The organism is Lactococcus taiwanensis, assembly GCF_017068355.1.
Lineage (GTDB): Bacteria > Bacillota > Bacilli > Lactobacillales > Streptococcaceae > Lactococcus > Lactococcus taiwanensis.
Genome location: NZ_CP070872.1, coordinates 1,797,466 through 1,820,683, shown reverse-complemented (window position 1 = coordinate 1,820,683; position 23,218 = coordinate 1,797,466). Strand labels below are relative to the sequence as shown.

The window sequence follows — 23,218 nt, the reverse complement described above, 5'->3', positions numbered from 1 at the left end:
TATAGCAAAGTTAGGAAAGGAAAATTAATTTGGTATTTGAAAAAACAGTTTTGAACAAAGCACTTGCCTCAGCCTTTGATATTCCAATCGAGGTTACTTATTGGGATGGAAAAACAGAAAAGTATGGGGAGGGCGACACGCAAGTTCGCATCACTTTTAATAAAAAGTTCTCTTTTAGTGATTTATCATCAATGCCAACTTTGGTCCTAGCCGAAGCCTATATGCATGAAGACATTGAGATTGAAGGTAGTATCCAAGAACTTGTAGCATCAGCTTATCGAAAAGCTGATAGTTTTTTGACAGATCAATCAGGTTTTGGAAAGTCAATGATGAAACTTTTGGGGAATCATTCCCAAAAGCAATCTAAAGAAGACATCCACAGCCACTATGATATCGGGAATGATTTTTATAATAAATGGTTAGATAAAACAATGACTTATTCTTGTGCTTATTTTGAAAATGATCAAATGACACTTGAAGAAGCACAAATTGCTAAAGTTCACCATATTTTAGATAAATTAGACAGCAAAGCAGGTGGTCGCTTGCTTGATATCGGTTGCGGATGGGGGACTCTGATCTTTACTGCTGCACAAGAGTACGGTTTGCAAGCAGTCGGCGTGACATTGTCTGAAGAGCAGTATGACTATGTGGTAAATAAAGCCAAAGAGTTAGGTTTAGAAGATCAAGTTAAAGTTTATCTGATTGACTATCGTGACCTCAAAGATAAAGACTTTGATTATGTTACTTCAGTAGGCATGTTTGAGCACGTAGGAAAAGAAAACTTGGAAATGTATTTCCAAAAAGTGTACGATTATTTGAAACCAAATGGACGTGCACTTATCCATGGGATTACAGGACAACACCGTGGTGCTGGAGTAGATCCCTTTATTGAAAAATATATTTTCCCAGGCGGTTATATTCCAAATATCGCAGAAAATGTTGAACATATCATGACTGCAAAATTACAATTGGATGATTTAGAACCTTTACGGCGTCATTATCAAAAAACGCTTGAAATTTGGAATGAAAATTACTTGGCTGTTTTTGATGAAGTTGAAAAAGAAATGGGTCGTCCGTTTGCTCGGATGTGGACACTCTATCTCCAAGCCTGTGCAGCAAGTTTTGAAGCAGGAAATATTGATGTTGTACAATATCTTTTGACTAAAGGTGCTTCAGGTCAAGGCTTGCCAATGACTCGCGAATACATGTTTAAAAAACATTAAACAAAGGATGCTTGGCTAGCCGCTAATGACGGGATAAAAGTTAAGTCAGGAATGAAAAAATTTACTGACAGACGTGTCAGTAAAATGATGTGCGAATTTTTGTAAAAAGAAGAGTGCAATTTTCATAAAAAAAAGGTAAAATAGAAGAGTTACGAGTCCCGAAAGGATTTGATAGGGCTGTAAGTTTACTGACCAGCTGGTCAGTAAAACGGCACGTCCTTCAAAGACGCCTTGTAACCATAATTTAGATTGGGGGACATTTTTAATGTCAGAAAAACATTTATTTACATCAGAATCCGTATCAGAAGGCCATCCAGATAAGGTTGCAGACCAAATCTCAGATGCCATTCTTGATGCCATTCTTGCACAAGACCCACATGCACACGTTGCTTGTGAAACAGTCGTATATACAGGGACAGTCAATGTCTTTGGTGAAATCTCAACATCAGCTTACGTTGATATTGCGCATGTCGTTCGTGAAACCATCAAAAAAATTGGGTACACGGACTCTGAAAATGGTTTTGATTATAAATCAGTCGGCGTTCACGTCTCGCTTGTTGAACAGTCTGCGGATATTGCTCAAGGTGTTAATGAAGCGGAAGAAGTACGGGATAAAGATGGAAATGCCATTGACCCACTTGACTTGATTGGTGCTGGTGACCAAGGAATGATGTTCGGTTTTGCAACTAACGAAACTGCCGAATATATGCCACTTGCCATCTCTCTTTCACATAAATTAGTTAAAAAATTAGCTGATTTACGTAAGTCAGGTGAAATTTCATACTTGCGTCCTGATGCAAAATCACAAGTCACTGTAGAATATGATGATAATGGCAAAGCAAAACGCATTGATACAGTCGTTATTTCTACTCAACATGCTGCGTCAGCAACAAACGAAGAAATTCACGATGATGTGATTAACAAAGTCATCAAGGCAGTTATTCCAGCTGAACTTTTAGATGATGAAACGAAATACTTCATCAATCCAACAGGACGTTTTGTTATTGGTGGTCCTCAAGGGGATTCAGGGTTGACTGGACGTAAAATTATTGTTGATACTTATGGTGGCTATGCTCCCCACGGAGGTGGTGCTTTCTCTGGTAAGGATGCAACAAAAGTTGACCGTTCAGCCTCTTATGCAGCGCGTTATGTTGCTAAGAACATTGTATCTGCTGGACTTGCTGATAAAGCGCAAATCCAATTGTCTTATGCCATCGGTGTAGCGACGCCAACCTCTATCAACGTTGACACTTTTGGTACTGGTAAAGTCTCAGACGATGAACTTTTGGCAGCAGTACGTAAAGTCTTTGATCTCCGCCCAGCCGGTATTATCAAAATGCTCGATCTCTTGCGCCCAATTTATGGTCAAACTGCAGCTTACGGACATTTTGGTCGCGTCGACGTAGATTTACCTTGGGAACACACAGATAAAGCAGCAGAACTTAAAGCTTACTTTAATAAATAAAAAGCGGATTTCCGCTTTTTTATTTTCCATGAGTGAAATCGCTTTAAATCGGTTCCCCATTCCTGTAAAATGGAGTTAAGAGGAAGAAGGAGTTGAAGATGAAAAAAATTATAGCAAAAGACTATGGGACAATGAGTGAGCTTGCTGCGGCGATTGTGCTTGAAAAAATGATGGAATCTAAGCGCGTTAATCTCTCCTTGACAGCGGGAAATACACCCCTTGGTATGTATGAAATTTTGATTGATAAATTGCAACGAATGGATTTTGATCGTTCGAGTATACATTATTACAATTTTGATGAGGTGCCTCTGGTTGGAGAGCGTTATGGATTGACAATGCGTGCCTTAAAAACAGCCTTTTATGACCGTGTACATATTGATGATGGCAATTTGCATGAGCTCACTTCGCAAAATAATCAAGCCTATGATCAAAAAATCTTGCAGGATGGAGGATTGGATTTGATAGTCATGGGGATAGGGACTGATGGTCATTTTTGTGCTAATATGCCTGGTTATACAAGCTTTGATCGTGAAACCTATGCGGTCTCTTTTGAAGAGGGAGATGAGATTTATAATAATCTTTTGACTCTAACAGATAAAGAGCCCGCCTCTCCTTACGTTACGTTTGGACCTCGTACTGTTCTTGCCGGTAAACAACTTCTAGTTTTAGCAGAAGGCAAGACTAAAGCGGAGATCATGAAAGCCGTCCTAGAAGGTCCAATCACAGAAGAGGTACCTGCCTCCATTTTGCGAACTCATCCCAATGTTACTTTTATTTTAGACGAAGCAGCAGCTTCTCAGTTAAGCGAATAAGGTGCCTCTAAAAGGTACTTTTTATTCATCTCCTTTTCTCCGTTTGTTTTTTGAAAGCGTTACGCAATATTTCGTTGAATAATGAAGCTTAAAATGGTATAATAGTTAAGTATTTTATTAGATGAAATACATTAATATATAATCAAGCTGCTAGTAAGATTGAACCGCAGTAATACTAGCTTTAGAGGAGACTAATGAACATTATTTCTATCGTTCTGTTACTCTTATTGATTGTATTGGTTGTCGCATTTATTTTTTATGCTCAAAACATTAAGAAAAATAAGCAAGATGCTGAATCACTCTTTAATGAAGCGGAAAATAAAGCAAATGAGGTGATGGCGCGTGCTAAACGTGAGGCGGAGTCTGTAAAGTTGGAGGCTGAAGCCTTCAAAAAAGAAGCCCGTTACACCCTTCGTGAAGAAGAACAAAAGCAACGTCGTGAAATCGAAAATGAATTTAAGCAAGAACGTCAGGAGTTAAAGGAGACTGAAAAACGCCTAAAACAACGTGAAGAAATCTTGGATCGTAAGGATGATACCTTGACGAAAAAAGAAGAAAACTTAGATTCTAAAGAGGAAAACCTCGTTAGAAAAACTGATACACTCAGTAAGCGTGAAGAACAATTAACCCATATTGAAGAAAAGAAACGTCTTGAATTAGAGCGCATCTCTAATTTGAGCGTGGAAGACGCGCGTGATATCATCTTGAACGAAACACGAGATGGTTTGACTAAAGAAATGGCTCAAATCATCCGTCAAAGTGAAGAAAAAGCTCAAGCTGAAGCGGATAAACGAGCTAAGAATATTATTTCACTTGCTATTCAACGCGTTTCATCTGATTCGGTCGCTGAGCAAACTGTCTCAGTGGTCAATTTGCCAGATGATGGGATGAAGGGGCGGATCATTGGTCGTGAAGGTCGAAATATCCGTACTTTTGAAGCATTAACTGGGATTGATGTCATCATTGATGATACGCCAGAAGCCGTGGTACTTTCAGGATTTGACCCAATACGTCGTGAAATTGCTCGTATGACGCTTGAACAATTGGTTCAAGATGGTCGCATTCATCCAGCGCGAATTGAAGAGTTGGTTGAGAAAAACCGCAAAGCACTTGATCATAAAATGCGTGAATATGGTGAACAAGCAGCCTTTGAAGTTGGGGCGCATAACTTGCATCCTGACTTGATGAAGATTATGGGACGTTTGCATTTCCGTACTTCATATGGACAAAACGTACTTGATCACTCAGTTGAAGTTGCTCATATTGCTGGTAATTTGGCTGGCGAAATGGGAGAAAATGTGGCACTTGCTAAACGTGCAGGTTTCTTGCATGATATTGGTAAAGCACTTGACCATGAAGTTGAGGGAAGCCACGTTGAGATTGGTACAGAACTTGCCCGTAAGTACAAGGAAAATCCAGTGGTCATTAATGCGATTGCGAGTCACCATGGCGATACTGATCCGATGAGCAATATCGCAGTACTTGTGGCAGCGGCTGATGCCTTATCTGCTGCACGTCCTGGAGCACGCCGCGAATCTGTGGAAAATTACATCAAACGCTTGAAGGATTTGGAAGCAATTTCTACTAGCTTTGCTGGGGTGGATACAGCTTTCGCCTTACAAGCTGGTCGCGAAATCCGCGTGATGGTAAAACCTGATAAATTGTCCGATGATAAGATGACTGTCCTCGCACGGGACATCAAAAACCGGATTGAAAATGAAATGGATTATCCAGGAAACATCAAAATAACAGTGATACGTGAAACACGTGCCATTGATTATGCAAAATAAGAATCTGCCCTAGGGCAGATTTTTTATATAAGTTACAAAAATAAAACGATAAATTTCAATTTGAAGACAAAAACTGGTATTTTTAGCAAAGCTTTGTTAGAATAGAACTAATCGTTGATTAAGAAAATTTGAAAACATAAATCGGAGGAAAAGATGCGTGAGCGTGGATTATTAATTGTTTTTTCTGGCCCTTCTGGGGTGGGCAAAGGAACAGTTCGTGCGAAAATTTTTGAGAGTGAAAATAATTTTGAGTATTCGGTCTCAATGACAACACGAAAGCAACGTCCAGGAGAGGTGGATGGAAAAGATTACTACTTCCGGACACGTGAGGAATTTGAAGAAATGATCCGTAATGGCCAAATGTTGGAATATGCGGAATATGTGGGAAATTATTATGGTACCCCTTTGACTTATGTTAATCAGACATTGGACGAAGGAAAAGATGTTTTTCTGGAAATTGAAGTTCAAGGCGCCCTTCAAGTGAAGGAAAAAGTACCAGATGGTGTCTTCGTCTTCTTAACACCGCCAGATTTGGAAGAATTACGTGGTCGTTTGGTTGGGCGTGGCACGGATTCAGCAGAAGTCATTGCTTCACGGCTAGAGAAAGCCAAAGAAGAAATTCGCCTGATGAGCGAATACGATTATGCGGTGGTCAATGATGAAGTGGAGCTTGCTGCAGAGCGTGTGAAGAAAATCATTGAGGCGGAGCATTACCGCGTTGATCGCGTGATCGAGCGTTATATTCATATGATTGATGATGTAAAAATGTAATCCAAAGCTCTTGAATGAAATTAAAACTTACTGACAGAGCTGTCAGTAAACATAAAATGAAAAGTTTAGAAAATGAGGTAGTGAATTATGATGTTGGAACCTTCTATTGACAAGTTATTGGATCAAGTGGACTCAAAATATTCTTTAGTAGTATTAGAAGCAAAGCGCGCGCATGAATTGCGCGATGGCGAACGCCCTACGAAAGAATTTAAAGCAGTTAAACGTACATTGCAAGCTTTGGAAGAAATTGCAGATGGTACGGTCAAGATTCACCCAGCACCAGAATTAAAGCGTGAAACTCTAGTTGAAAAACGCGAATTGGAACGTTTGCAAGCGAAGATGAAAGAACAGCTCATCAAAGAACAAATTGCAAAAGAAGAAGCTGAAGAAGAAGCAAAACAAAAAACAAGTCGCGCAGCAAAAGCTGCCGCAGCTGCTGCAGAATAACATCTTAAGAGCGCCTTGGGCGCTTTTTTATGTGTAGTTAAAGGCTTAAAATTTCTAAAAAGTGCGTAGGGGTTCACAGCGTTTAAGGTGCTTTTTTGATATAATAAAAGATACGATGTTATGATTTGTCGGACAAAAAGTAGAAAAGTGTCAAGCTGCTTTTACGGCGTCTATGAGTTGTGCTATGTACGCCAATCTGCATTTTTAGAGAACAAGAGAAAGTTGGGGCTTATATGAAAATTGCTAAAGTTATTGTTGATGTGCCACTGATGCAGACAGATAAGCCCTTTTCTTACGTCATCCCTAGCGAAATGGAAGAGCTGATCGAGCGTGGCATGCGGGTCCATGTTCCTTTTGGAAGTGGCAACCGGCTTGTTCAAGGCATTGTCATTGGATTTGAAGATGAAGAACTTGAGCCGTCAGTAAATTTGAAAGAAGTTTCTGAATTACTCGACGTTGAGCCAGTCCTAACGGATGAACAGCTTTGGTTGGCAGATGAAATGCGTCATTCCGTATTTTCTTATAAAATTTCATGTCTAAAAGCCATGTTACCTAATCTTTTGAATTCTAATTATGACAAGCTCCTAAAATCGACTGACGGAACTTCTGTCAAATGGTCACAGCTGACAGAAGCTGAAAAAATCTCATCAGCAAAGGCTGTACGTTTGGGTCAGCTGTCAGTAGAATATTTAGCAAAATCTAAAGAAAATAGAAAAACAGAAAAATTCTTATCTATTCCAGATATCGAAAAACTAGCTGAATTTGAAATTGAAAAGAGAGCTAAAAAACGCTTAGAGTTGAAATATTTTCTATTACGACTTCAAGAAGAAAAAATTGCGGTCAAATCATTAAATTTTTCTTCACAAATCATTAAATTTTTCGTTGAGCATGACCTAGTCAAAATTGAAGAGGTTGAAATTTCGAGGACGAAAGAAAAATTTGAAGCTGTGGAAAATGACAGTGCTAAAATTCTCAACTTCGAACAAAATGCAGCTTACGAAAAAATAATTGCATCTTCTGACAAACCATTTTTGTTGGAAGGAATTACTGGTTCCGGTAAAACAGAAGTTTACTTACAGACCATTGACCATTTTCTCAAACTCGGTAAAACAGCAATTATGCTTGTGCCAGAAATTTCTTTGACGCCACAGATTACTAATCGATTTATTGCTCGTTTTGGAGATAAAGTGGCGATTATGCATTCTGGTTTATCTGATGGTGAAAAATATGATGAATGGCGAAAAATTAAATCTGGCAAAGCTCAGGTAGTTGTCGGTGCACGTTCAGCTATTTTTGCACCTGTTGAAAATTTGGGAATTATCATCATTGATGAAGAACATGAAACTTCATATAAGCAAGATTCAAGTCCCCGTTATCATGCAAGAGATATTGCGCTTTTGCGTGCAAAATGGCATGGAGCAAGACTTGTTTTAGGCTCTGCAACGCCAAGTTTAGAAACGCGAGCACGTGCCATGCGTGGCGTTTATGAACTTTTATTACTGACAAAAAGGGCAAATGAAGCAGCAATCCTGCCAGAAATAAAAATCATTGATATGCGCAGTGAAATTTCTGACCAATCTGCTAATTTCTCACACTCTTTACTGACAAAAATAAAAGAAAAAATTGACAAAGATGAACAAGTCATTTTGATGTTGAATCGAAGGGGTTATTCTTCATTTGTCATGTGTCGCGAATGTGGTTTTGTTGTTGATTGTCCCAATTGCGACATTTCCTTGACCCTTCACATGGATACCCGAACTTTGAATTGTCATTATTGTGGTCATGTCGAAGGAATTCCGCAAACTTGTCCTAATTGTCATTCACGAAAAATTCGTTATTATGGTTCAGGGACGCAAAAAGTCGAAGAAGAACTTCGAGAAATCATGCCTGAAGCACGAGTTTTGCGAATGGATGTCGATACAACTCGGACAAAAAATGCTCACGAAAAAATTCTTGAAAAGTTTGGTAATCATGAAGCTGATATCCTCTTAGGAACTCAGATGATTGCCAAAGGTTTAGATTTTCCAAACGTAACCTTAGTGGGTGTCATTAACGCAGATACTGGCCTAAATCTACCTGATTTTAGAGCGAGTGAGCGTTCCTTTGAATTGTTAATGCAGGTGGCTGGACGAGCTGGACGAGCAGATAAAAAAGGTGAAGTCTTCATTCAAACTTTCAATCCACATCATTACGCCATTGAAATGACCAAGGCTCAAGATTACGAAAAATTTTATGAAATGGAAATGAGATTTCGTCGTGAACTTTCCTATCCACCTTATTATTTCACCGTTCAAGTGCTTGTTTCTCATCAAGATGAAGAAGTTGCTATTCAAAAATCTTATGAGATCGCTCAATTACTCAAGCAAAATTTGACAGAAAAAGCTAAAATTTTAGGGCCAACCGCTAGACCAATTGCCAGAACACATAACCTTTATCATTATCAGATTTTAGTTAAATATCGTTTTGAAGAAGAATTAGAATCAGCTTTGAATCAAGTGCTTGAATTAACCCAACTTCGGGATAACAAAAATTTACGCGTGTTGATTGATAGCGAGCCACAAAATTTTGTATAAAAATTTCCACAGGTGGAAAAGTTGAGAATTTGAAAACAAACGAAAGTTGGTGTGGAAAATGCAGAAAATAGAACTTTTTCAACAAACAATTGACGGATGGCTGACCAAAGACATCAAAAAGTTACTGACAGCCCTGTCAGAAGACATTAGCTACACCGAATGCTATGGGGCGCAATACCAAGGAAAAGCGGAAATTGAAAAATGGTTTCGTCAGTGGAATCATCCTGTGGAAAACAAAGTGAAGTCATGGTTTGTGGATAAGTCTTATGTAGATAAGGAAACTGGGTTTTTCACATGGACTTTCCACTATGTTTATAAAGGGGAAGAAAATATTTTTGACGGTCTTTCTCTTGTTAAATTTTCTGGAAATAAAATTTGTGAAATTCAGGAATTTGAACAAAAACATGAAAAATTTCGGCCGTTTTTGAAATGAAATGAGGTAAATATGGTTGAGAAATTTGATTTATTGAAGCATTTTGGAGTCTATGGTGTGGCAATTGACAATGATAAATTACTTGTCATTGAAAAAAATTCAGGTCCCTATCAAAATCGCTATGATTTACCTGGCGGTTCGCAAGAAGTTGGTGAATCAATGGTTGACACATTAGAGCGAGAAGTTCTTGAAGAAACAGGCTTTACGGTTCTTGCAAGTACTAATAATCGCCTGTATTCGGCTTGGATTTATGAAAATGACCGTCGAGTCGTCACACACCACGTTTTCAATCTTTTTGATGTAAAATTAAATAGTGTAGCCAAAAAATTACCACAATTTGTTGCTGACGGAAAAAATGATTCTGACAGAGCAGTTTGGAAGTTACTGACAGAATTGTCAGTAGAAAATTCATCTCCCCTTGTCCTAAAATTAATTGCTGAAATCAATAATTATCCCCATGTGAACAAAGCCGAAATTTACAGAGATTGGAAGGTCAACTATGGAAGCAAAAATTATCCCAAGCCTTTGGTTTGATAACAACGCCAAAGAAGCGATGAACTATTATGTCTCAGTCTTTCCAAATTCAAAAATCAAAAACATCGAATATTATCCGGATGAAAAGCTAGATGAGCATTTTGTAGGCATGTCTGGAAAAGTATTAAATGGTGAATTTAGTCTGAATGGCCTTGACTTTATCTGCCTTGATGGCGGGCCAATTTTCAAATTTAATGAAGCAGTGAGTTTTACCGTGACTTGTAAAAATCAAGCCGAAATTGATGATTATTGGTCAAAACTTTCTCATGTTAAAGAAGCCGAGCAGTGCGGTTGGTGCAAAGATAAATTTGGTATTTCTTGGCAAATTATTCCAGAAAATCTTGGACAGCTCATGGCAAAAGGCGATAAGGCTGTTCAAGTATTAATGAAACAAAAGAAAATTATTATCGAGGAGTTTGAAAACTTATGACAAAAACAAAAATTATCTTTATGGGGACACCACAATTTGCTGCGACCGTTTTAAAAGGTTTGATTGATTCTAATCAATATGAAATTCTAGCAGTAGTGACTCAACCAGACCGTAAGGTGGGTCGGAAACAGGAATTAAGAATGACACCAGTTAAAGAACTTGCTTTAACGGTTAACTTGCCTGTTCTTCAACCAGAAAAACTTTCTGGATCAGTAGAAATGACTCAAATCATGGCTCTGCTTGAATCAGGAGAAGTTGGAATTGTGACTGCCGCCTTTGGACAATTTTTGCCAGGTAAATTATTAGATGCTGCTCAATTTGCAGTCAATACGCATGCTTCTTTACTACCAAAATATCGCGGCGGAGCACCTATTCACTATGCCATTATGAATGGCGAAAAAGAAGCGGGTGTAACCATCATGGAGATGATTCGTAAAATGGATGCGGGTGACATGATTGCTCAAGCTTCTACCCCGATCCTTGAGGAAGATAACGTCGGGACCATGTTTGAAAAATTGGCCCTTGTTGGACGTGATTTGTTACTTGAAACCTTACCAAAATATCTGACGGGTGAACTGAGCCCCCAAGCTCAAAATGAAGATGAAGTAACTTTTAGTCCTAATATTTCATCAGAAGAAGAAAAAATCGACTGGAATCAATCTGCACGTGAAATTTTCAATAAAGTTCGCGGTATGAATCCATTCCCAGTTGCTCATACCACATGGAATGGCGAGCGTTTCAAGATTTATGAAACAAAAGTATCAGAAAATATTACTGACAGCTCTGTCAGTGACTTACAGCCGGGACAAGTGGTTGAAAAAACCAAAAAAGTACTTAAAGTTGTCACAGGTAAAGGCGTTCTTGAGCTTCTTTTGGTTCAACCTGCTGGTAAACCAAAAATGGATGTGGTGAGTTTCCTCAATGGACTTGGACAAAAACTGCAAGTTGGGGATAAATTTGGAGAATAAGTGAAACAAAGTCATCTGTGAACAGGTGATTTTTTTAATTGATTCGAAGCATCAAAAAAGCGAAACCGTTTGCTTTTTATAGAATACATTTTTTGGTATAGTTAAAATGTACAAGATAATGTACTAGAAAGAGGTGCTTTATGATTTGGTCGTTAATTGTTGGAGCCTTGATTGGTGTGATTGCAGGAGCAATTACAAATAAAGGAAAGTCAATGGGATGGATTGCCAATATTCTTGCTGGACTGATTGGTTCTGCAGTAGGGCAAGCTCTCCTAGGAACATGGGGGCCAAGCCTAGCAGGAATGGCTTTAATCCCTTCAATTGTTGGTGCTATTATTGTGGTTGCTGTAGTCTCTTTCTTTTTGAGCAAAGCAAACCGTTAGAAATCTATTTAAGCGTTGATTTCCTTTTTCTTCGAAATCAGGAGTTATAGTAAAGGAGTTTTTAAGATGAAACAAGAATTTACAACAGAATCCCCTAATAAAGTGAGTGGAGAATTAGCCTATGATGACAAAGTTATTCAGAAAATTGTTGGTTTAGCCCTTGAATCAGTAGAGGGACTTTTAGCTGTAGACGGCGGATTTTTTTCAAATCTCACAGGAAAACTTGTGAATAATGATGATGTTACAACAGGCGTTGGTGTTGAAGTCGGCAAAGAACAAGTCGCCGTTGATTTAAAAGTTGTTATAGAATATCAACGCCATGTGCCAGATATTTATGAAAAGATCAAGTCAGTGATTCGTAAAGAAGTCGCCGCAATGACAGACTTAGATGTGGTGGAAGTAAACGTGGACGTGGTAGATATCAAAACGAAATCTCAGCAAAAAGAAGCTGAGGTAAGTTTACAAGATCGAGTTGTCGATGTGGCACAAACCACAAGCCAATTTACTTCCAAACAAGTGGACAAGGTGAAAGACAAAGTGGGAGATCGTAAGTCCCAAGAACCCCGCGTTCATTAAGAAAAAGCTGGATTGATTCCAGCTTTTTTTATGTAATTTGCTTTTGTCTGAAATAATCTTCAGCGCTTAGTGCCCAATAATCTGCGGTACGTGCTTTTTCAAATTTAGGGAACCAAACAAAAACGTGACCCAGGTTTCGCATTCCAATCTTTTCCATCACTCGTCCGGATTTTTGATTTTCACTCAGATGTTTTGCTTGGACAACATCTAATGCTAAATCTTCAAAGCAAAGTTGCAATAAAGGGAGGGCAGCTTCAGCCATGTAGCTCTTCCCCCAATAATTTCGATGTAACATCCAGCCGAATTCTGCAAGGTGCGGATGATGAAGTGAAAGGCTAATGACTCCAATTAATGTGTGACTTTTTTTCTCCACAATCCCCCAGTGGTGCAGCTGATTGGGGAGAAAGAGATTAGCTATTATACGTTGGGTCTCCTCCAGAGATTCATGAGGGAGCCAGCTCATATAACGCGCAACCTCAGGATCAGAAGTAAAGGCATTCATCTCTGTTGCGTCTTCTAATTTCAACTTTCGTAAGAACAGATGTTCAGTCAAAAAAGTGTTATGTTGAGCTAAAATAAGATTGGTTGTACTCATCAGTTTACCTCCTAATTTCAGACAAGAGAAAATTCTAGTCATAAAAGTTTAGAATAATCATACGCTTTCATCTCTAAGTTTGCAAGCTTTTATTGATAGTAAGAGCGTATTTGGATAAATCTTCTCTTTTTGTTTAAAAGAAGGCCAAAGTCAGACAAAAATAAAAAATGGCAGTAGCGATTATGCTAGGGGTATGCTATACTAGCTCTATGAAAAAAAATGCAAGACAAACTGCTTTAGACATTCTTAACGATATTTTTGGTAATGATGCCTATGCGAATATTTCCCTCGATCGAAATTTGAGGGATTCGGAACTCTCTCAAGTTGATAAGGGATTTGTGACCGCATTGGTTTATGGCGTCGTTTCAAAAAGAACGCTTTTGGATTGGTATATTGCACCCTTTCTCAAAAAACAACCAAAGCCTTGGGCAAGAACCCTTCTTCACTTGACGGCTTACCAGATTTTGTTTATGGATAAAGTCCCGACTTCTGCAGCAGTAGATGAAGCGGTCAAAATTGCTAAACGGCATGATGGACAAGCGACAGCCAATTTTATCAATGCAGTATTGCGTAACTTTATGCGCTCTGATCGTCGACAAGAAGAACCGAAAGATTGGGAGACTAAATACTCGATGCCGAAGCTGTTACTGGACAAAATGGTTCGGCAATTTGGGGGTAAGCGTACAGGCGAAATTCTTGAGAGTCTGGAAAAACCGAGCCATGTTAGTTTGCGTAAGATTGATCCTGACATCGAGCTAGCGAACACTCGCCCTTCCGTTTTGGTTGAGTCAGGTTTGGTAGCAGACAGCGGAAATTTTGCAAGCAGTGAAGCTTTCTTGACAGGAAAGATTACCATCCAAGATGAAAGCAGTCAGCTTGTTGCGCCACAGCTTGAACTTAAAGGAGAGGAAGAAGTTCTTGATGCTTGTGCTGCTCCTGGAGGCAAGAGCACGCATATGGCTCAGTACCTGACAACAGGTCATATCACAGCTTTGGATTTGTACGATCATAAGCTGGAGTTAATTCAACAAAATGCACAGCGCCAGCACGTTTCAGACAGAATAATAACTCAAAAAGGAGATGCAACAAAGGTTTTCGAAACTTTCGGCGCCGAGCGTTTTGACCGTATCTTAGTTGATGCACCTTGTTCTGGGGTTGGACTGATTCGTCGTAAACCTGACATTCGTTACCGCAAAGAAAACTCAGACTTTGAAGCTTTACAACAAATTCAGCTAGAAATCCTCGACAGTACCTCGAAAAGCTTGAAAAAAAGTGGTATAATGGTGTACAGTACTTGTACAATTTTCAATGAAGAAAACTTTGATGTTGTTCATCAGTTTCTTGAGTCACATCCAGATTTTGAACAAGTCGAGATTTCGCATGAAAAAACGGACCTTATTACAGACGGTTGTATTTTCATTACCCCCGAGATGTATCACACGGACGGTTTCTTTGTAGCGAAATTTAAGAAAAAAGGTTAAGAACGAAGTGAGTGTTAGGGAGAAGTTCGCTACCACTCTATCATTACTTTTTTAACTCACAATAAAAACTTTGTTCTTTCAAGGAGAAAAAGTGGAATATAGTATTTTATCAGATATCGGCTCAAAACGTAGTACCAATCAGGACTATGCCGATAGTTATATCAACCGCGCAGGCTATCGACTCTTTTTGTTAGCTGATGGAATGGGTGGACACAAAGCAGGTAATGTAGCCAGTAAGCTTACTGTTGAAGATCTCGGCAAACTTTGGTCAGAGACATTTTTTGATGTGGACACACCAGAAACTACGCTCGAAGTTTGGTTGAGAAATCAAATTCGTAATGAAAATGATAATATTGCAAGTCTGGGCAAGCTGGACGAATATCAAGGAATGGGGACAACGCTTGAAGCGGTCATGATCAAAGGAGATGTAGCTATCTCTGCCCATGTTGGCGATAGTCGCACTTACCTTGTTCGAGATGGTCTTTTAACCAAAATCACAACTGACCACTCTTTAGTTCAAGAATTAGTTGATGCAGGACAAATTACTGAGGAAGAAGCCGAAGTTCATCCTAATAAAAACATCATCACGCGCTCTTTAGGCCAAACAAATGAAGTTCAGGCCGATATCCAGAGTTTACTTCTTCACTCTGGTGATATTATTTTGATGAACTCAGATGGGCTGACAAATATGGTTTCAGCCGCTGAGATCCAAGAAATTTTAGATAGAGAAGATTTAACATTAGATAATAAATCAGAAGCCTTGATTCGCTTAGCGAATGAACACGGAGGGCTTGATAATGTTACTGTCATCTTAGTGGCTTTTGATGGCGTGGCCGAGTCACAAGCACAGGAGGTCGACTGATGATTCAAATCGGTAAAATCTTTGCTGATCGTTACCGGATTATCAAAGAGATTGGCCGTGGAGGAATGGCGAACGTCTATCAAGGCGAGGACACTTTCCTTGGGAATCGTCAAGTAGCCATTAAAGTTTTACGCTCTAATTTTGAAAATGACGATATTGCAATTGCTCGTTTTCAAAGAGAAGCTTTTGCTATGGCTGAACTTTCCCATCCAAACATCGTCGGTATTTCTGATGTGGGCGAATTTGAAAATCAACAATACATTGTCATGGAATATGTTGATGGAATGACGCTTAAGCAATACATCATTCAAAAAGCACCGCTTTCGAATGATGAAGCTATAGAAATCACTACTGAAATTTTATCTGCGATGGACATGGCCCACTCTCACGGTATTATTCACCGAGACTTAAAACCGCAAAATGTTTTAGTAGCTCAAAGTGGAACGGTTAAAGTAACGGATTTCGGAATTGCAAAAGCGCTCTCGGAAACGTCATTAACTCAGACGAATACGATGTTTGGCTCGGTACATTACCTCTCACCTGAACAAGCGCGTGGCTCTAATGCCACGGTTCAATCAGATATCTATGCTATTGGGATTATCTTATTTGAATTGTTGACGGGACAAATTCCCTTTGATGGCGACTCTGCAGTAGCCATTGCTTTGAAGCATTTTCAAGAAAATATCCCCAGCATCATTAATCTTAATCCGGATGTTCCACAGTCACTTGAGAATGTGGTCATACGTGCGACGGCAAAAGATATTAAAAACCGTTACGCAGATGTTGAAGAAATGATGACTGATCTGGCTACATCGACGAGTTTAGATCGTAAAGGTGAGGAAAAACTCGTCTTTACCAAAGATCAAGACGAGACGAAGATCATGCCAGCAAATTTGATCAACCCCTATGATACCAAGCCGCTTATTGATAAGTCCTCAACCTCTGAACGAACGGTATATGTCGCTGATGAGGGGAATGCAGAAGTTTATTGGTATGATAAAAATAACATGCCATCGACCACAGTCTGGGATAAAGTAGTGACCATGACTGAGCAAGAAGCTTTAGCAGCTGGTAAACATCATGCGAATGTTGAAAAAATACCTGAGTCCACTGAAGTGGCACAAAGAGCTGCTGGGACGGCTCAAAGAAAGCCTAAAAAATCAAAGAAAAAATTGATTTTAGCTCTAGTTCTTGCCTTTATACTTATTGGGGGCGGTGTGGCCGCTTGGATGGCTTCAACGCCTAATAATGTGAAGGTTCCAAATTTAACTAATTTAACGGAAAATCAAGCAAAAACAAAGCTTGAAACTGCTAAGTTAGGACTTGGTACGGTATATCACGAAACAAGTAAAGAAGTTGCCAAAAATAAAGTCACCCGTTCAAATCCTAAATCTGGAAGTTCAGTACGTTCAGGAAGCAAAGTCAATATCTATTTGTCTGAAGGGGGTAATTCCTTTAAGATGAAGAATTACGTAGGAAAAGATTACCAGGATGTTAAAGATGATCTGATGATTGAGCATGATGTTGCTGAAAATCAGATTGTATCTAAAACGGTGGAAAGTTCTCAACCTGCAGGGACTGTTGTTAGCCAAACACCTAAATCAGGGGATTATTTTGATTTAGATGGGGATGCTCAAATTGTATTGGAAGTCTCTGAAGGCGAACAGGGTACAATGCCTGAGTTCAAAAATCGGACCTATAAGCAAGTCAAGGCAGATTTGATTTCAATGGGTGTTCCTGAGGAGAATATCATTTTGGATGAGCAACCTAATACGAATTATCCAAATGGAGAAAACTACGTTTATGACTCGAACGTTGCTGCGGGAGATACTTTCAATATCGCTACACAGCAAATTACTTTAACTTATTTGGGGGCTTACCAACCTGCTTCGACATCAACGACGACGCCAGAGTCTACGACGACACAGAGTACGCCAGAAAGTACAACAAGTACTACCTCAACAACAGAAAGTAGCACACCAGAGTCTACAACAACGCAAAGTAGTACCTCTGAAAGTGAAAGCAGTGCAAAAGCTGAGACTACACATTCCTCAAAAGAGGAAACCAAAGACTCGTCAGGAGATACAACAACTTCTACAAGTTCGAGTGAATAAAAAGGAAAATCTTACCTCTGGGTAAGCTTTTCTTTACTTGAAATAAAAAGGAAAAAAGTGTATGATGAGAGAGTAGTTTTTTACAACCCATTCTTGGTTTCATGCTCGCCAAGCTGTCACTCGGACTGGGCAATATAAAAAAAGGAGAAAAACTCATGGCAATTTCAAAAGAAAAAAAACAAGAAATCATCGCTCAATACGCTCGTAAAGAAGGCGATACTGGTTCACCTGAAGTACAAATCGCTGTATTGACTTGGGAAATCAACCACCTTAACGACCACATTAAATCTCACAAGAAAGACCACGCTACATACCGTGGTTTGATGAAAAAAATCGGTCACCGTCGTAACCTCCTTGGTTATCTCCGTGAAAAAGACGTTCAACGTTACCGCGAACTCATCTCTTCATTGGGACTTCGTCGTTAAGAAAACTTTGGCATTATCGTCGGATAAAGCAAAGTAATAAAAATGCCAGAAGGCATTTTTTATTTGGAAAAAATCGGATAACGAGGAACTAAAATAAGAAAAAGAACTTACAGCGTTGTAAGTTCTTTTTCTTATTTTAAATTTTTTTCTTTCTCAACTGTAGCGGTGATAGCATCAATAACTGTCCCGATAAAATGATTTTGTTCAAGACTGACTACTCCAGCAACAGTGGTCCCTCCTGGACTTGAAACTTTGTCGACCAAACTCCAAGGATTTTCCCCGCTTTGCAAGATCATTTCGGCGGAAGCTTGTACAGTTTCCGCAACAATTTTTGTGGCTTTGTCTTTAGGTAGCCCATGTAAAACACCCGCACGGGCTAACGCATCAATAAACATATAGATAAAGGCGGGACTTGAGCCAGCGATCGCAGCAAAAGTTGAAAAATCTTTTTCTGCAATCTCGTGGACTGACCCCACAGCTTGAAAAATTTCTTGGGTCGCCTGATACGCTTGATCAGTGACGAAATCATTTTTAACGATAGCAGAAGTAGACTGACCGATTTGAGCGTTGATATTGGGCATTACTCGGATAATAGGTTGATGGGCTGTTTGAGCAAGCTCCGTCAAATCAGCTAATGTTAAGCCAGCGGCTATGGAAACAAGGGTCTTGTCAGAAGTTAAATCTACTGACAGCTCTGTCAGAACTTTTGGGAGGACTTGGGGTTTGACCGCCAAGACGATTAAGTCTGATTTTGTCACAAGTTCATGCTGTGTAACAGCTTGTGCTGAAAGTTCTTGGGCTTGTTTTTGTGTTTTACTAAAATCCCGACCAGAGATAAGAATTTCAAATCTTGTAGGATCGAGACCAGCGATAATCGCTGTAGCCATCTTACCAATACCAATAAAACCAATCTTTTGCATAATGGAAAACCTTTCTGATACCCCACAAGCACAGGTTCAACTGTGTTGAGATGAACTTACAAAGCTTTAAATTTGCAACGTTCAATGAGGATTACTGGTATCTATTTTAACATAAAAATGAAGAACGATTATAAAAATCTTTTTTTAATATGATATAATTGGTTAAAGATTTATATTTTGCTTAGTGACATTAAAGGAGATTCACATGAATAAATTTGCGATTATTTTAGCTGCTGGGAAAGGGACACGAATGAAGTCAGCTTTACCTAAAGTACTACATAAGGTAGCTGGTAAGTCCATGTTAGCGCATGTACTGACAAGCGTGTCAGAAGTTGATATGACAAAAAATGTCGTGATTGTTGGGCACGAAGCAGACCGTGTCATTGCGACCCTCCCGCGCGGTACTCAATTTGTAAAACAAGCCGAACAGTTGGGGACAGGTCATGCGGTTAAGATTGCAGCTGATTTGTTGGCAAATGAAGAGGGTGCAACGCTTGTTATTGCTGGGGATACTCCATTGATTACTGGCCAAACTATAGATGAGCTTTTTAACTATCATTTTGCGCAAAATGCGACAGCAACGATTTTAACGGCAATTGCTCCTAATCCAACAGGTTATGGACGAATCGTGCGTGGAGCAGATGAAACAGTTGAAAAAATTGTTGAGCAAAAAGATGCGAATGATTTTGAAAAAGCTATTACAGAGATTAATACAGGAACTTATGTTTTTGATAATAAAGCCCTCTTCAAAGCTTTGGGTGAGTTGACGACAGATAATGCTCAAGGCGAATACTATTTGACCGATGTGATTGAAATATTTAAAAAAGCAGGGCAAACCGTCGCAGCTCATGTGCTGGATGACTTCGAAGAAAGCTTAGGTGTCAATGATCGTGTGGCACTGGCTCAAGCTGAGGTGACCATGCGTAAACGTATTAATCATGGTCATATGGTTAATGGCGTGACGCTAATTGATCCCGCTACAATCTATATTGAGAGTGACGTAACCATTGAGGAAGAAACGATTATTGAACCAAATGTTACTATTAAGGGAAATAGCTTTATTGGTAAAAATGTCCTCATCACCAATGGAAGCCGGATTGAGAACTCTGAGATTCATTCTAACTGTGAAGTACGTAATTCAACTGTAGAAGGCACTAAAATGAGTGTCGGTAGTAACTGCGGTCCTTATGCGCATCTTCGTCCAGGAACAGTTCTTAGTGAAGAAGTTCACGTCGGAAACTTCGTTGAAATCAAAGGCTCAACACTTGGCAAAGGCACTAAAGCGGGACATTTGACTTATATCGGAAATGCTACGGTCGGCGAAAAGGTAAACTTTGGTGCGGGTACCATCACAGCTAACTATGATGGACAAAATAAATTTAATACGGAGATAGATGATTTTGCTTTCATTGGTTCTAACTCTACAATTATCGCACCAGTACATATCGGAAAAAATGCTTTGACTGCAGCGGGATCGATTGTAACTGAAGACGTTCCAGAAGATGCTGTTGAAATTGGACGGGGCAAGCAAGTCAATAAGCTAGGACGTGCCAAAAAAATGCCACACTATCGTGGTCAATAATAATTTACCTAGGACAAAGAGTTTCTCATGAAGCTCTTTCGTTCGATTTTAGGTGAGAAAAGTTTGAGGCTGAAAACGCAAAACTTTTCAAGGAAGGAAAAAATGCTAACGTTTGACGATAAAAAATTTGAAGAAAAAACCTTATCTCGGGAAGAAATTTTTCATGGGAAGATTTTTCATGTCGTACGAGATATTGTAAGTTTGCCGGATGACCAGACGAGTTTTCGTGAACTTGTTTTTCATAATGGAGGAACAGCAATCGCTCCGGTTCATGAAGGGAAAATGGTTTTAGTAGGACAGTATCGTAAAGCTTTAGAGAAGTTTATTTTTGAGATTCCTGCTGGAAAGTTAGAAGAGGGTGAGGAAAAAGATCCACAAGCAGCAGCTTTACGTGAATTAGAAGAAGAAACGGGTTATCTTGCGGCTGATTTAGTCGAAATCAGCGCTTTTTATGGCACACCAGGTTTTTCATCCGAAAAAACTTATGTCTATTTCTCTTCTAATTTAACAAAAGTTGAACATCCCCGCGCAGCTGATGATGGAGAGTTTTTAGAGCAGATAGAAGTGACTCTTGCCGAAGCTAAAGCAATGATCGAAACTGAACAAATTGCGGACGCTAAGACAATTATGGCGATTTGGTATTGGGAAATGCAACAATTAAAATCGGAGGTTGAGCGTCATGCCTAGACCACTTTTAACAGATGATATTATAGAGAAGGCAAAGCAAGATAAAAAAGCTTTGGAGCGGCGTCTTCAAGAAGAACTTGAGCGCGATGAGGAAATTGCTCAAAAATATGATAACATTGAAAAGGAACTTAGCAAAAACTCGGTCTATAAAAGTCGACGAATAGAAAATGCAAAGGCTCAAAAACGTGGTAAAACCATTAATAAATGGTTGATGATTGTGGTTGGGATCGTTTTAGTGTTAGCCTTGGCTTTCTTCTTATATTATTTTTAAATAGAAAAAAGAAAACATGATCAGCCCCATCTTTTCTAATAAAAGATGGAAAAATAGAAAGAAGTTTATTAACGATGAAAATTGGTATTATTTGTGCAATGGATGAAGAAATCCGTGTTCTTGTTGAAAATTTGGAAAATGCAGGCAAACAAACGCGGCACGGGCTTGTCTTTCACACAGGTTCGATTGGCCGCCATGAAGTGGTTTTGGTGCAATCTGGTATTGGTAAGGTGATGTCTGCACTTGCTGTTGGATTTTTGGTAGATATCTTTGATGTTGATGCTATTATTAACACGGGTTCAGCAGGAGCAGTTGCGCAAGGATTAGCTATTGGGGATGTTGTAGTGGCTGATAAACTTGCTTATCATGATGTTGATGTTACTGCTTTTGGTTATGCTTATGGTCAAATGGCTCAACAACCTTTGTATTTTGAATCAAGCAAATATTTTGTTTCTGAGTTGAAAAAAGTACTTGAAAATGTTCATGTTGGCCTGATTACAAGCTCTGACAGCTTCATCAGTAGCCCTAGCAAGATTGTAGAGATTAAAAATCATTTTCCAGAAGTTTTGGCAGTGGAAATGGAAGGGGCCTCAATCGCCCAAGCTGCAACAGCTTTAGGGAAACCTTTTGTCATTATTCGCGCCATGTCAGATACAGCTGATCACAATGCCAACGTTAACTTCGATGAATTTATCATTGAAGCGGGTCAAAAATCAGCCCAAGGCCTGATTCGTCTGCTTCAAGAAATGGTATAATAAAGAAAAACGTTACAAGAAGTGAAGGAGTAGGCGATGATCGTTACGACAACAAACAGCATTGAGGGTGTTGAAATCAAGGGGTACAAAGGAATCGTCTTTGGCGAAGTAGTAGCTGGGGTTGATTTTATCAAAGATTTTAAAGCGAGTTTTACTAATATTTTGGGAGGACGCTCTAAATCTTATGAAAATGAATTGATTCAAGCGCGACAAGAAGCCTTGGAAGAATTGGAACAACGTGCAGCTGCGCTAGGTGCAAGTGCGGTTGTTGGCGTGAAGGTAGATTACGAAACCGTTGGTAACGGTGGGAGTAATATGATGATGATCATTGCTTCAGGTACTGCTGTCGATATTTAAAACTAATAAAAATCTACTTTCGGGTAGCTTTTTTCTTATCTGATAGGGGGGAGTGATGATCAAAAAGGAAGTTTTAATAGAAGAAACACGCAGTTTTCTTAAGCGACCACTGCTCTTTGAACATAGCTTGGCTGTCGCTCAGATGGCTGAGCAGCTCGCTGACGATTGTTTAAATCAACGCTTAAATATTCGGCATAGTTCAAAAGAGGCAAATAAGAAGTTTACTGACGGTTCTGTCAGTAAATCTCAAGCATTTGTCGGTGGACTGCTTCACGATATTGGGGGTGTTTACCCTTCATACCAACGGATAAGTCAGGCCGAGAAATGGGGGCTTAAACTTTTGCCTCAAGAAAAAGAATTTCCTTTAATTATCCATCAAAAACTTTCTAAATATTTAGCGCGGGAGTATTTTGCAGTAAATGATGAACAAGTGCTTGCAGCGATTGAATGTCATACAACGCTACGTAAAAATTTTTCAGATTTAGATTTGATTATTTTTTTGGCAGACAAGATTCGTTGGGATGGTGGAGATGATGCTCCTTTTAAAGAAGGTTTACTGACAGAGCTGTCAGTAAGTTTAGAAAGTGCGGCACTTTATTATATCGATTTCATCCTTGCAGAGGGATTGAAAGTTGCTCATCCGTGGTTACTTGAAGCAAGGAAAGATTTACGCCGTCATCTTCAAAGCTGATTTTTTTGACAATTTAGATTATAATAAAAGAATATAAAAAATAATAAAAGCTCTTTACCGAAAACGGGAGGGC

General features: G+C 39.2%; 25 protein-coding genes and 1 riboswitch. Of the genes, 23 read left to right on the top strand and 2 right to left on the bottom strand.

The window, feature by feature from the left end:
• Positions 1-29 precede the first annotated feature (29 nt).
• The 13 genes from JW886_RS08955 (at position 30) to JW886_RS08895 (ending at position 12,405) form a co-directional block, all read left to right on the top strand.
• Positions 30-1,223, top strand: a complete 1,194-nt coding sequence (locus JW886_RS08955) for an SAM-dependent methyltransferase (RefSeq protein ID WP_075525343.1) — start codon at positions 30-32, stop codon at positions 1,221-1,223.
• 144 nt (positions 1,224-1,367) lie between these two features.
• Positions 1,368-1,491: riboswitch (SMK box riboswitch) on the top strand.
• Positions 1,489-2,688 (top strand): methionine adenosyltransferase, encoded by a 1,200-nt coding sequence (metK, locus tag JW886_RS08950; protein ID WP_205871905.1) that lies wholly within the window; start codon positions 1,489-1,491, stop codon positions 2,686-2,688. It overlaps the preceding riboswitch by 3 nt.
• Before the next feature lie 98 nt (positions 2,689-2,786).
• Positions 2,787-3,500, top strand: a complete 714-nt coding sequence (locus JW886_RS08945) for a glucosamine-6-phosphate deaminase (RefSeq protein WP_075525341.1) — start codon at positions 2,787-2,789, stop codon at positions 3,498-3,500.
• Positions 3,501-3,694: 194 nt separating this feature from the next.
• Entirely contained in the window at positions 3,695-5,290 is a 1,596-nt protein-coding gene (gene rny, locus JW886_RS08940) for a ribonuclease Y (RefSeq protein ID WP_200407472.1), read from the top strand.
• 153 nt (positions 5,291-5,443) lie between these two features.
• Entirely contained in the window at positions 5,444-6,061 is a 618-nt protein-coding gene (gmk, locus tag JW886_RS08935) for a guanylate kinase (protein WP_075525339.1), read from the top strand.
• An 87-nt stretch (positions 6,062-6,148) separates the two neighbouring features.
• Complete coding sequence (gene rpoZ, locus JW886_RS08930; protein ID WP_075525338.1) at positions 6,149-6,508, top strand: DNA-directed RNA polymerase subunit omega; 360 nt, start codon at positions 6,149-6,151, stop codon at positions 6,506-6,508.
• Positions 6,509-6,741: 233 nt separating this feature from the next.
• Entirely contained in the window at positions 6,742-9,081 is a 2,340-nt protein-coding gene (locus JW886_RS08925; RefSeq protein WP_205871904.1) for a primosomal protein N', read from the top strand.
• Between the two features lie 58 nt (positions 9,082-9,139).
• On the top strand, positions 9,140-9,514 hold the full coding sequence (locus JW886_RS08920) for a nuclear transport factor 2 family protein (protein ID WP_205871903.1): 375 nt from the start codon (positions 9,140-9,142) through the stop codon (positions 9,512-9,514).
• A 12-nt stretch (positions 9,515-9,526) separates the two neighbouring features.
• The gene (locus JW886_RS08915) at positions 9,527-10,048 is read left to right on the top strand and encodes an NUDIX hydrolase (RefSeq protein WP_205871902.1); all 522 of its coding nucleotides are present in this window, start codon (positions 9,527-9,529) and stop codon (positions 10,046-10,048) included.
• Positions 10,014-10,478 (top strand): VOC family protein, encoded by a 465-nt coding sequence (locus tag JW886_RS08910; RefSeq protein WP_003131474.1) that lies wholly within the window; start codon positions 10,014-10,016, stop codon positions 10,476-10,478. Before JW886_RS08915 ends, JW886_RS08910 begins: the two co-directional genes overlap by 35 nt.
• Positions 10,475-11,446 carry a methionyl-tRNA formyltransferase gene (gene fmt / locus JW886_RS08905; RefSeq protein ID WP_205871901.1) on the top strand — a complete coding sequence of 324 codons (972 nt, stop codon included), beginning with the start codon at positions 10,475-10,477 and terminating at the stop codon, positions 11,444-11,446. Before JW886_RS08910 ends, fmt begins: the two co-directional genes overlap by 4 nt.
• Before the next feature lie 140 nt (positions 11,447-11,586).
• Complete coding sequence (locus JW886_RS08900) at positions 11,587-11,829, top strand: GlsB/YeaQ/YmgE family stress response membrane protein (protein ID WP_075525333.1); 243 nt, start codon at positions 11,587-11,589, stop codon at positions 11,827-11,829.
• A gap of 66 nt (positions 11,830-11,895) precedes the next feature.
• On the top strand, positions 11,896-12,405 hold the full coding sequence (locus tag JW886_RS08895; protein WP_205871900.1) for an Asp23/Gls24 family envelope stress response protein: 510 nt from the start codon (positions 11,896-11,898) through the stop codon (positions 12,403-12,405).
• 28 nt (positions 12,406-12,433) lie between these two features.
• On the opposite strand, the gene JW886_RS08890 is transcribed toward JW886_RS08895, so the two are convergent.
• Entirely contained in the window at positions 12,434-13,000 is a 567-nt protein-coding gene (locus tag JW886_RS08890) for a GNAT family N-acetyltransferase (protein ID WP_205871899.1), read from the bottom strand.
• 209 nt (positions 13,001-13,209) lie between these two features.
• Here JW886_RS08890 and rsmB point away from each other — a divergent pair, with 209 nt between their 5' ends.
• From rsmB to rpsO, 4 genes are all read left to right on the top strand, one after another.
• Positions 13,210-14,481 carry a 16S rRNA (cytosine(967)-C(5))-methyltransferase RsmB gene (gene rsmB / locus JW886_RS08885; protein WP_205871898.1) on the top strand — a complete coding sequence of 424 codons (1,272 nt, stop codon included), beginning with the start codon at positions 13,210-13,212 and terminating at the stop codon, positions 14,479-14,481.
• Between the two features lie 91 nt (positions 14,482-14,572).
• Positions 14,573-15,343 (top strand): Stp1/IreP family PP2C-type Ser/Thr phosphatase, encoded by a 771-nt coding sequence (locus JW886_RS08880; protein ID WP_075525330.1) that lies wholly within the window; start codon positions 14,573-14,575, stop codon positions 15,341-15,343.
• Positions 15,343-17,457 carry a Stk1 family PASTA domain-containing Ser/Thr kinase gene (gene pknB / locus JW886_RS08875; RefSeq protein WP_205871897.1) on the top strand — a complete coding sequence of 705 codons (2,115 nt, stop codon included), beginning with the start codon at positions 15,343-15,345 and terminating at the stop codon, positions 17,455-17,457. Before JW886_RS08880 ends, pknB begins: the two co-directional genes overlap by 1 nt.
• A gap of 155 nt (positions 17,458-17,612) precedes the next feature.
• Positions 17,613-17,882 carry a 30S ribosomal protein S15 gene (rpsO, locus tag JW886_RS08870; protein ID WP_075525328.1) on the top strand — a complete coding sequence of 90 codons (270 nt, stop codon included), beginning with the start codon at positions 17,613-17,615 and terminating at the stop codon, positions 17,880-17,882.
• Between the two features lie 131 nt (positions 17,883-18,013).
• Here the strand turns inward: rpsO and proC are convergent, their stop codons facing one another.
• Complete coding sequence (gene proC, locus JW886_RS08865) at positions 18,014-18,802, bottom strand: pyrroline-5-carboxylate reductase (protein ID WP_205871896.1); 789 nt, start codon at positions 18,800-18,802, stop codon at positions 18,014-18,016.
• Between the two features lie 205 nt (positions 18,803-19,007).
• On the opposite strand from proC, the gene glmU reads away from it, so the two are divergent.
• The 6 genes from glmU to JW886_RS08835 all read left to right on the top strand — a co-directional run bounded on the left by glmU (position 19,008) and on the right by JW886_RS08835 (position 23,145).
• Positions 19,008-20,384 carry a bifunctional UDP-N-acetylglucosamine diphosphorylase/glucosamine-1-phosphate N-acetyltransferase GlmU gene (glmU, locus tag JW886_RS08860; RefSeq protein WP_205871895.1) on the top strand — a complete coding sequence of 459 codons (1,377 nt, stop codon included), beginning with the start codon at positions 19,008-19,010 and terminating at the stop codon, positions 20,382-20,384.
• Positions 20,385-20,486: 102 nt separating this feature from the next.
• Positions 20,487-21,071: an NUDIX hydrolase gene (locus JW886_RS08855; RefSeq protein WP_075525354.1), complete on the top strand. Its 585-nt coding sequence runs from the start codon at positions 20,487-20,489 to the stop codon at positions 21,069-21,071.
• On the top strand, positions 21,064-21,342 hold the full coding sequence (macP, locus tag JW886_RS08850; RefSeq protein ID WP_075525325.1) for a cell wall synthase accessory phosphoprotein MacP: 279 nt from the start codon (positions 21,064-21,066) through the stop codon (positions 21,340-21,342). Before JW886_RS08855 ends, macP begins: the two co-directional genes overlap by 8 nt.
• 74 nt (positions 21,343-21,416) lie before the next feature.
• Positions 21,417-22,097: a 5'-methylthioadenosine/adenosylhomocysteine nucleosidase gene (locus JW886_RS08845; RefSeq protein ID WP_075525324.1), complete on the top strand. Its 681-nt coding sequence runs from the start codon at positions 21,417-21,419 to the stop codon at positions 22,095-22,097.
• Positions 22,098-22,133: 36 nt separating this feature from the next.
• On the top strand, positions 22,134-22,454 hold the full coding sequence (locus tag JW886_RS08840; RefSeq protein ID WP_200407462.1) for a YbjQ family protein: 321 nt from the start codon (positions 22,134-22,136) through the stop codon (positions 22,452-22,454).
• Positions 22,455-22,509: 55 nt separating this feature from the next.
• Positions 22,510-23,145, top strand: coding sequence for an HD domain-containing protein (locus JW886_RS08835; protein ID WP_205871894.1), 636 nt, complete (start codon positions 22,510-22,512; stop codon positions 23,143-23,145).
• Positions 23,146-23,218 lie beyond the last annotated feature (73 nt).

Bases quoted from the DNA above. Each gene is read 5' to 3' on its own strand.
- metK (WP_205871905.1), top strand. From the start codon at position 1,489: ATGTCAGAAAAACATTTATTTACATCAGAATCCGTATCAGAAGGCCAT.
- JW886_RS08945 (WP_075525341.1), top strand. From the start codon at position 2,787: ATGAAAAAAATTATAGCAAAAGACTATGGGACAATGAGTGAGCTTGCT.
- rny (WP_200407472.1), top strand. From the start codon at position 3,695: ATGAACATTATTTCTATCGTTCTGTTACTCTTATTGATTGTATTGGTT.
- gmk (WP_075525339.1), top strand. From the start codon at position 5,444: ATGCGTGAGCGTGGATTATTAATTGTTTTTTCTGGCCCTTCTGGGGTG.
- rpoZ (WP_075525338.1), top strand. From the start codon at position 6,149: ATGATGTTGGAACCTTCTATTGACAAGTTATTGGATCAAGTGGACTCA.
- JW886_RS08925 (WP_205871904.1), top strand. From the start codon at position 6,742: ATGAAAATTGCTAAAGTTATTGTTGATGTGCCACTGATGCAGACAGAT.
- JW886_RS08920 (WP_205871903.1), top strand. From the start codon at position 9,140: ATGCAGAAAATAGAACTTTTTCAACAAACAATTGACGGATGGCTGACC.
- JW886_RS08915 (WP_205871902.1), top strand. From the start codon at position 9,527: ATGGTTGAGAAATTTGATTTATTGAAGCATTTTGGAGTCTATGGTGTG.
- JW886_RS08910 (WP_003131474.1), top strand. From the start codon at position 10,014: ATGGAAGCAAAAATTATCCCAAGCCTTTGGTTTGATAACAACGCCAAA.
- fmt (WP_205871901.1), top strand. From the start codon at position 10,475: ATGACAAAAACAAAAATTATCTTTATGGGGACACCACAATTTGCTGCG.
- JW886_RS08900 (WP_075525333.1), top strand. From the start codon at position 11,587: ATGATTTGGTCGTTAATTGTTGGAGCCTTGATTGGTGTGATTGCAGGA.
- JW886_RS08895 (WP_205871900.1), top strand. From the start codon at position 11,896: ATGAAACAAGAATTTACAACAGAATCCCCTAATAAAGTGAGTGGAGAA.
- JW886_RS08890 (WP_205871899.1), bottom strand. From the start codon at position 13,000: ATGAGTACAACCAATCTTATTTTAGCTCAACATAACACTTTTTTGACT.
- rsmB (WP_205871898.1), top strand. From the start codon at position 13,210: ATGAAAAAAAATGCAAGACAAACTGCTTTAGACATTCTTAACGATATT.
- pknB (WP_205871897.1), top strand. From the start codon at position 15,343: ATGATTCAAATCGGTAAAATCTTTGCTGATCGTTACCGGATTATCAAA.
- rpsO (WP_075525328.1), top strand. From the start codon at position 17,613: ATGGCAATTTCAAAAGAAAAAAAACAAGAAATCATCGCTCAATACGCT.
- proC (WP_205871896.1), bottom strand. From the start codon at position 18,802: ATGCAAAAGATTGGTTTTATTGGTATTGGTAAGATGGCTACAGCGATT.
- glmU (WP_205871895.1), top strand. From the start codon at position 19,008: ATGAATAAATTTGCGATTATTTTAGCTGCTGGGAAAGGGACACGAATG.
- JW886_RS08855 (WP_075525354.1), top strand. From the start codon at position 20,487: ATGCTAACGTTTGACGATAAAAAATTTGAAGAAAAAACCTTATCTCGG.
- macP (WP_075525325.1), top strand. From the start codon at position 21,064: ATGCCTAGACCACTTTTAACAGATGATATTATAGAGAAGGCAAAGCAA.
- JW886_RS08845 (WP_075525324.1), top strand. From the start codon at position 21,417: ATGAAAATTGGTATTATTTGTGCAATGGATGAAGAAATCCGTGTTCTT.
- JW886_RS08840 (WP_200407462.1), top strand. From the start codon at position 22,134: ATGATCGTTACGACAACAAACAGCATTGAGGGTGTTGAAATCAAGGGG.
- JW886_RS08835 (WP_205871894.1), top strand. From the start codon at position 22,510: ATGATCAAAAAGGAAGTTTTAATAGAAGAAACACGCAGTTTTCTTAAG.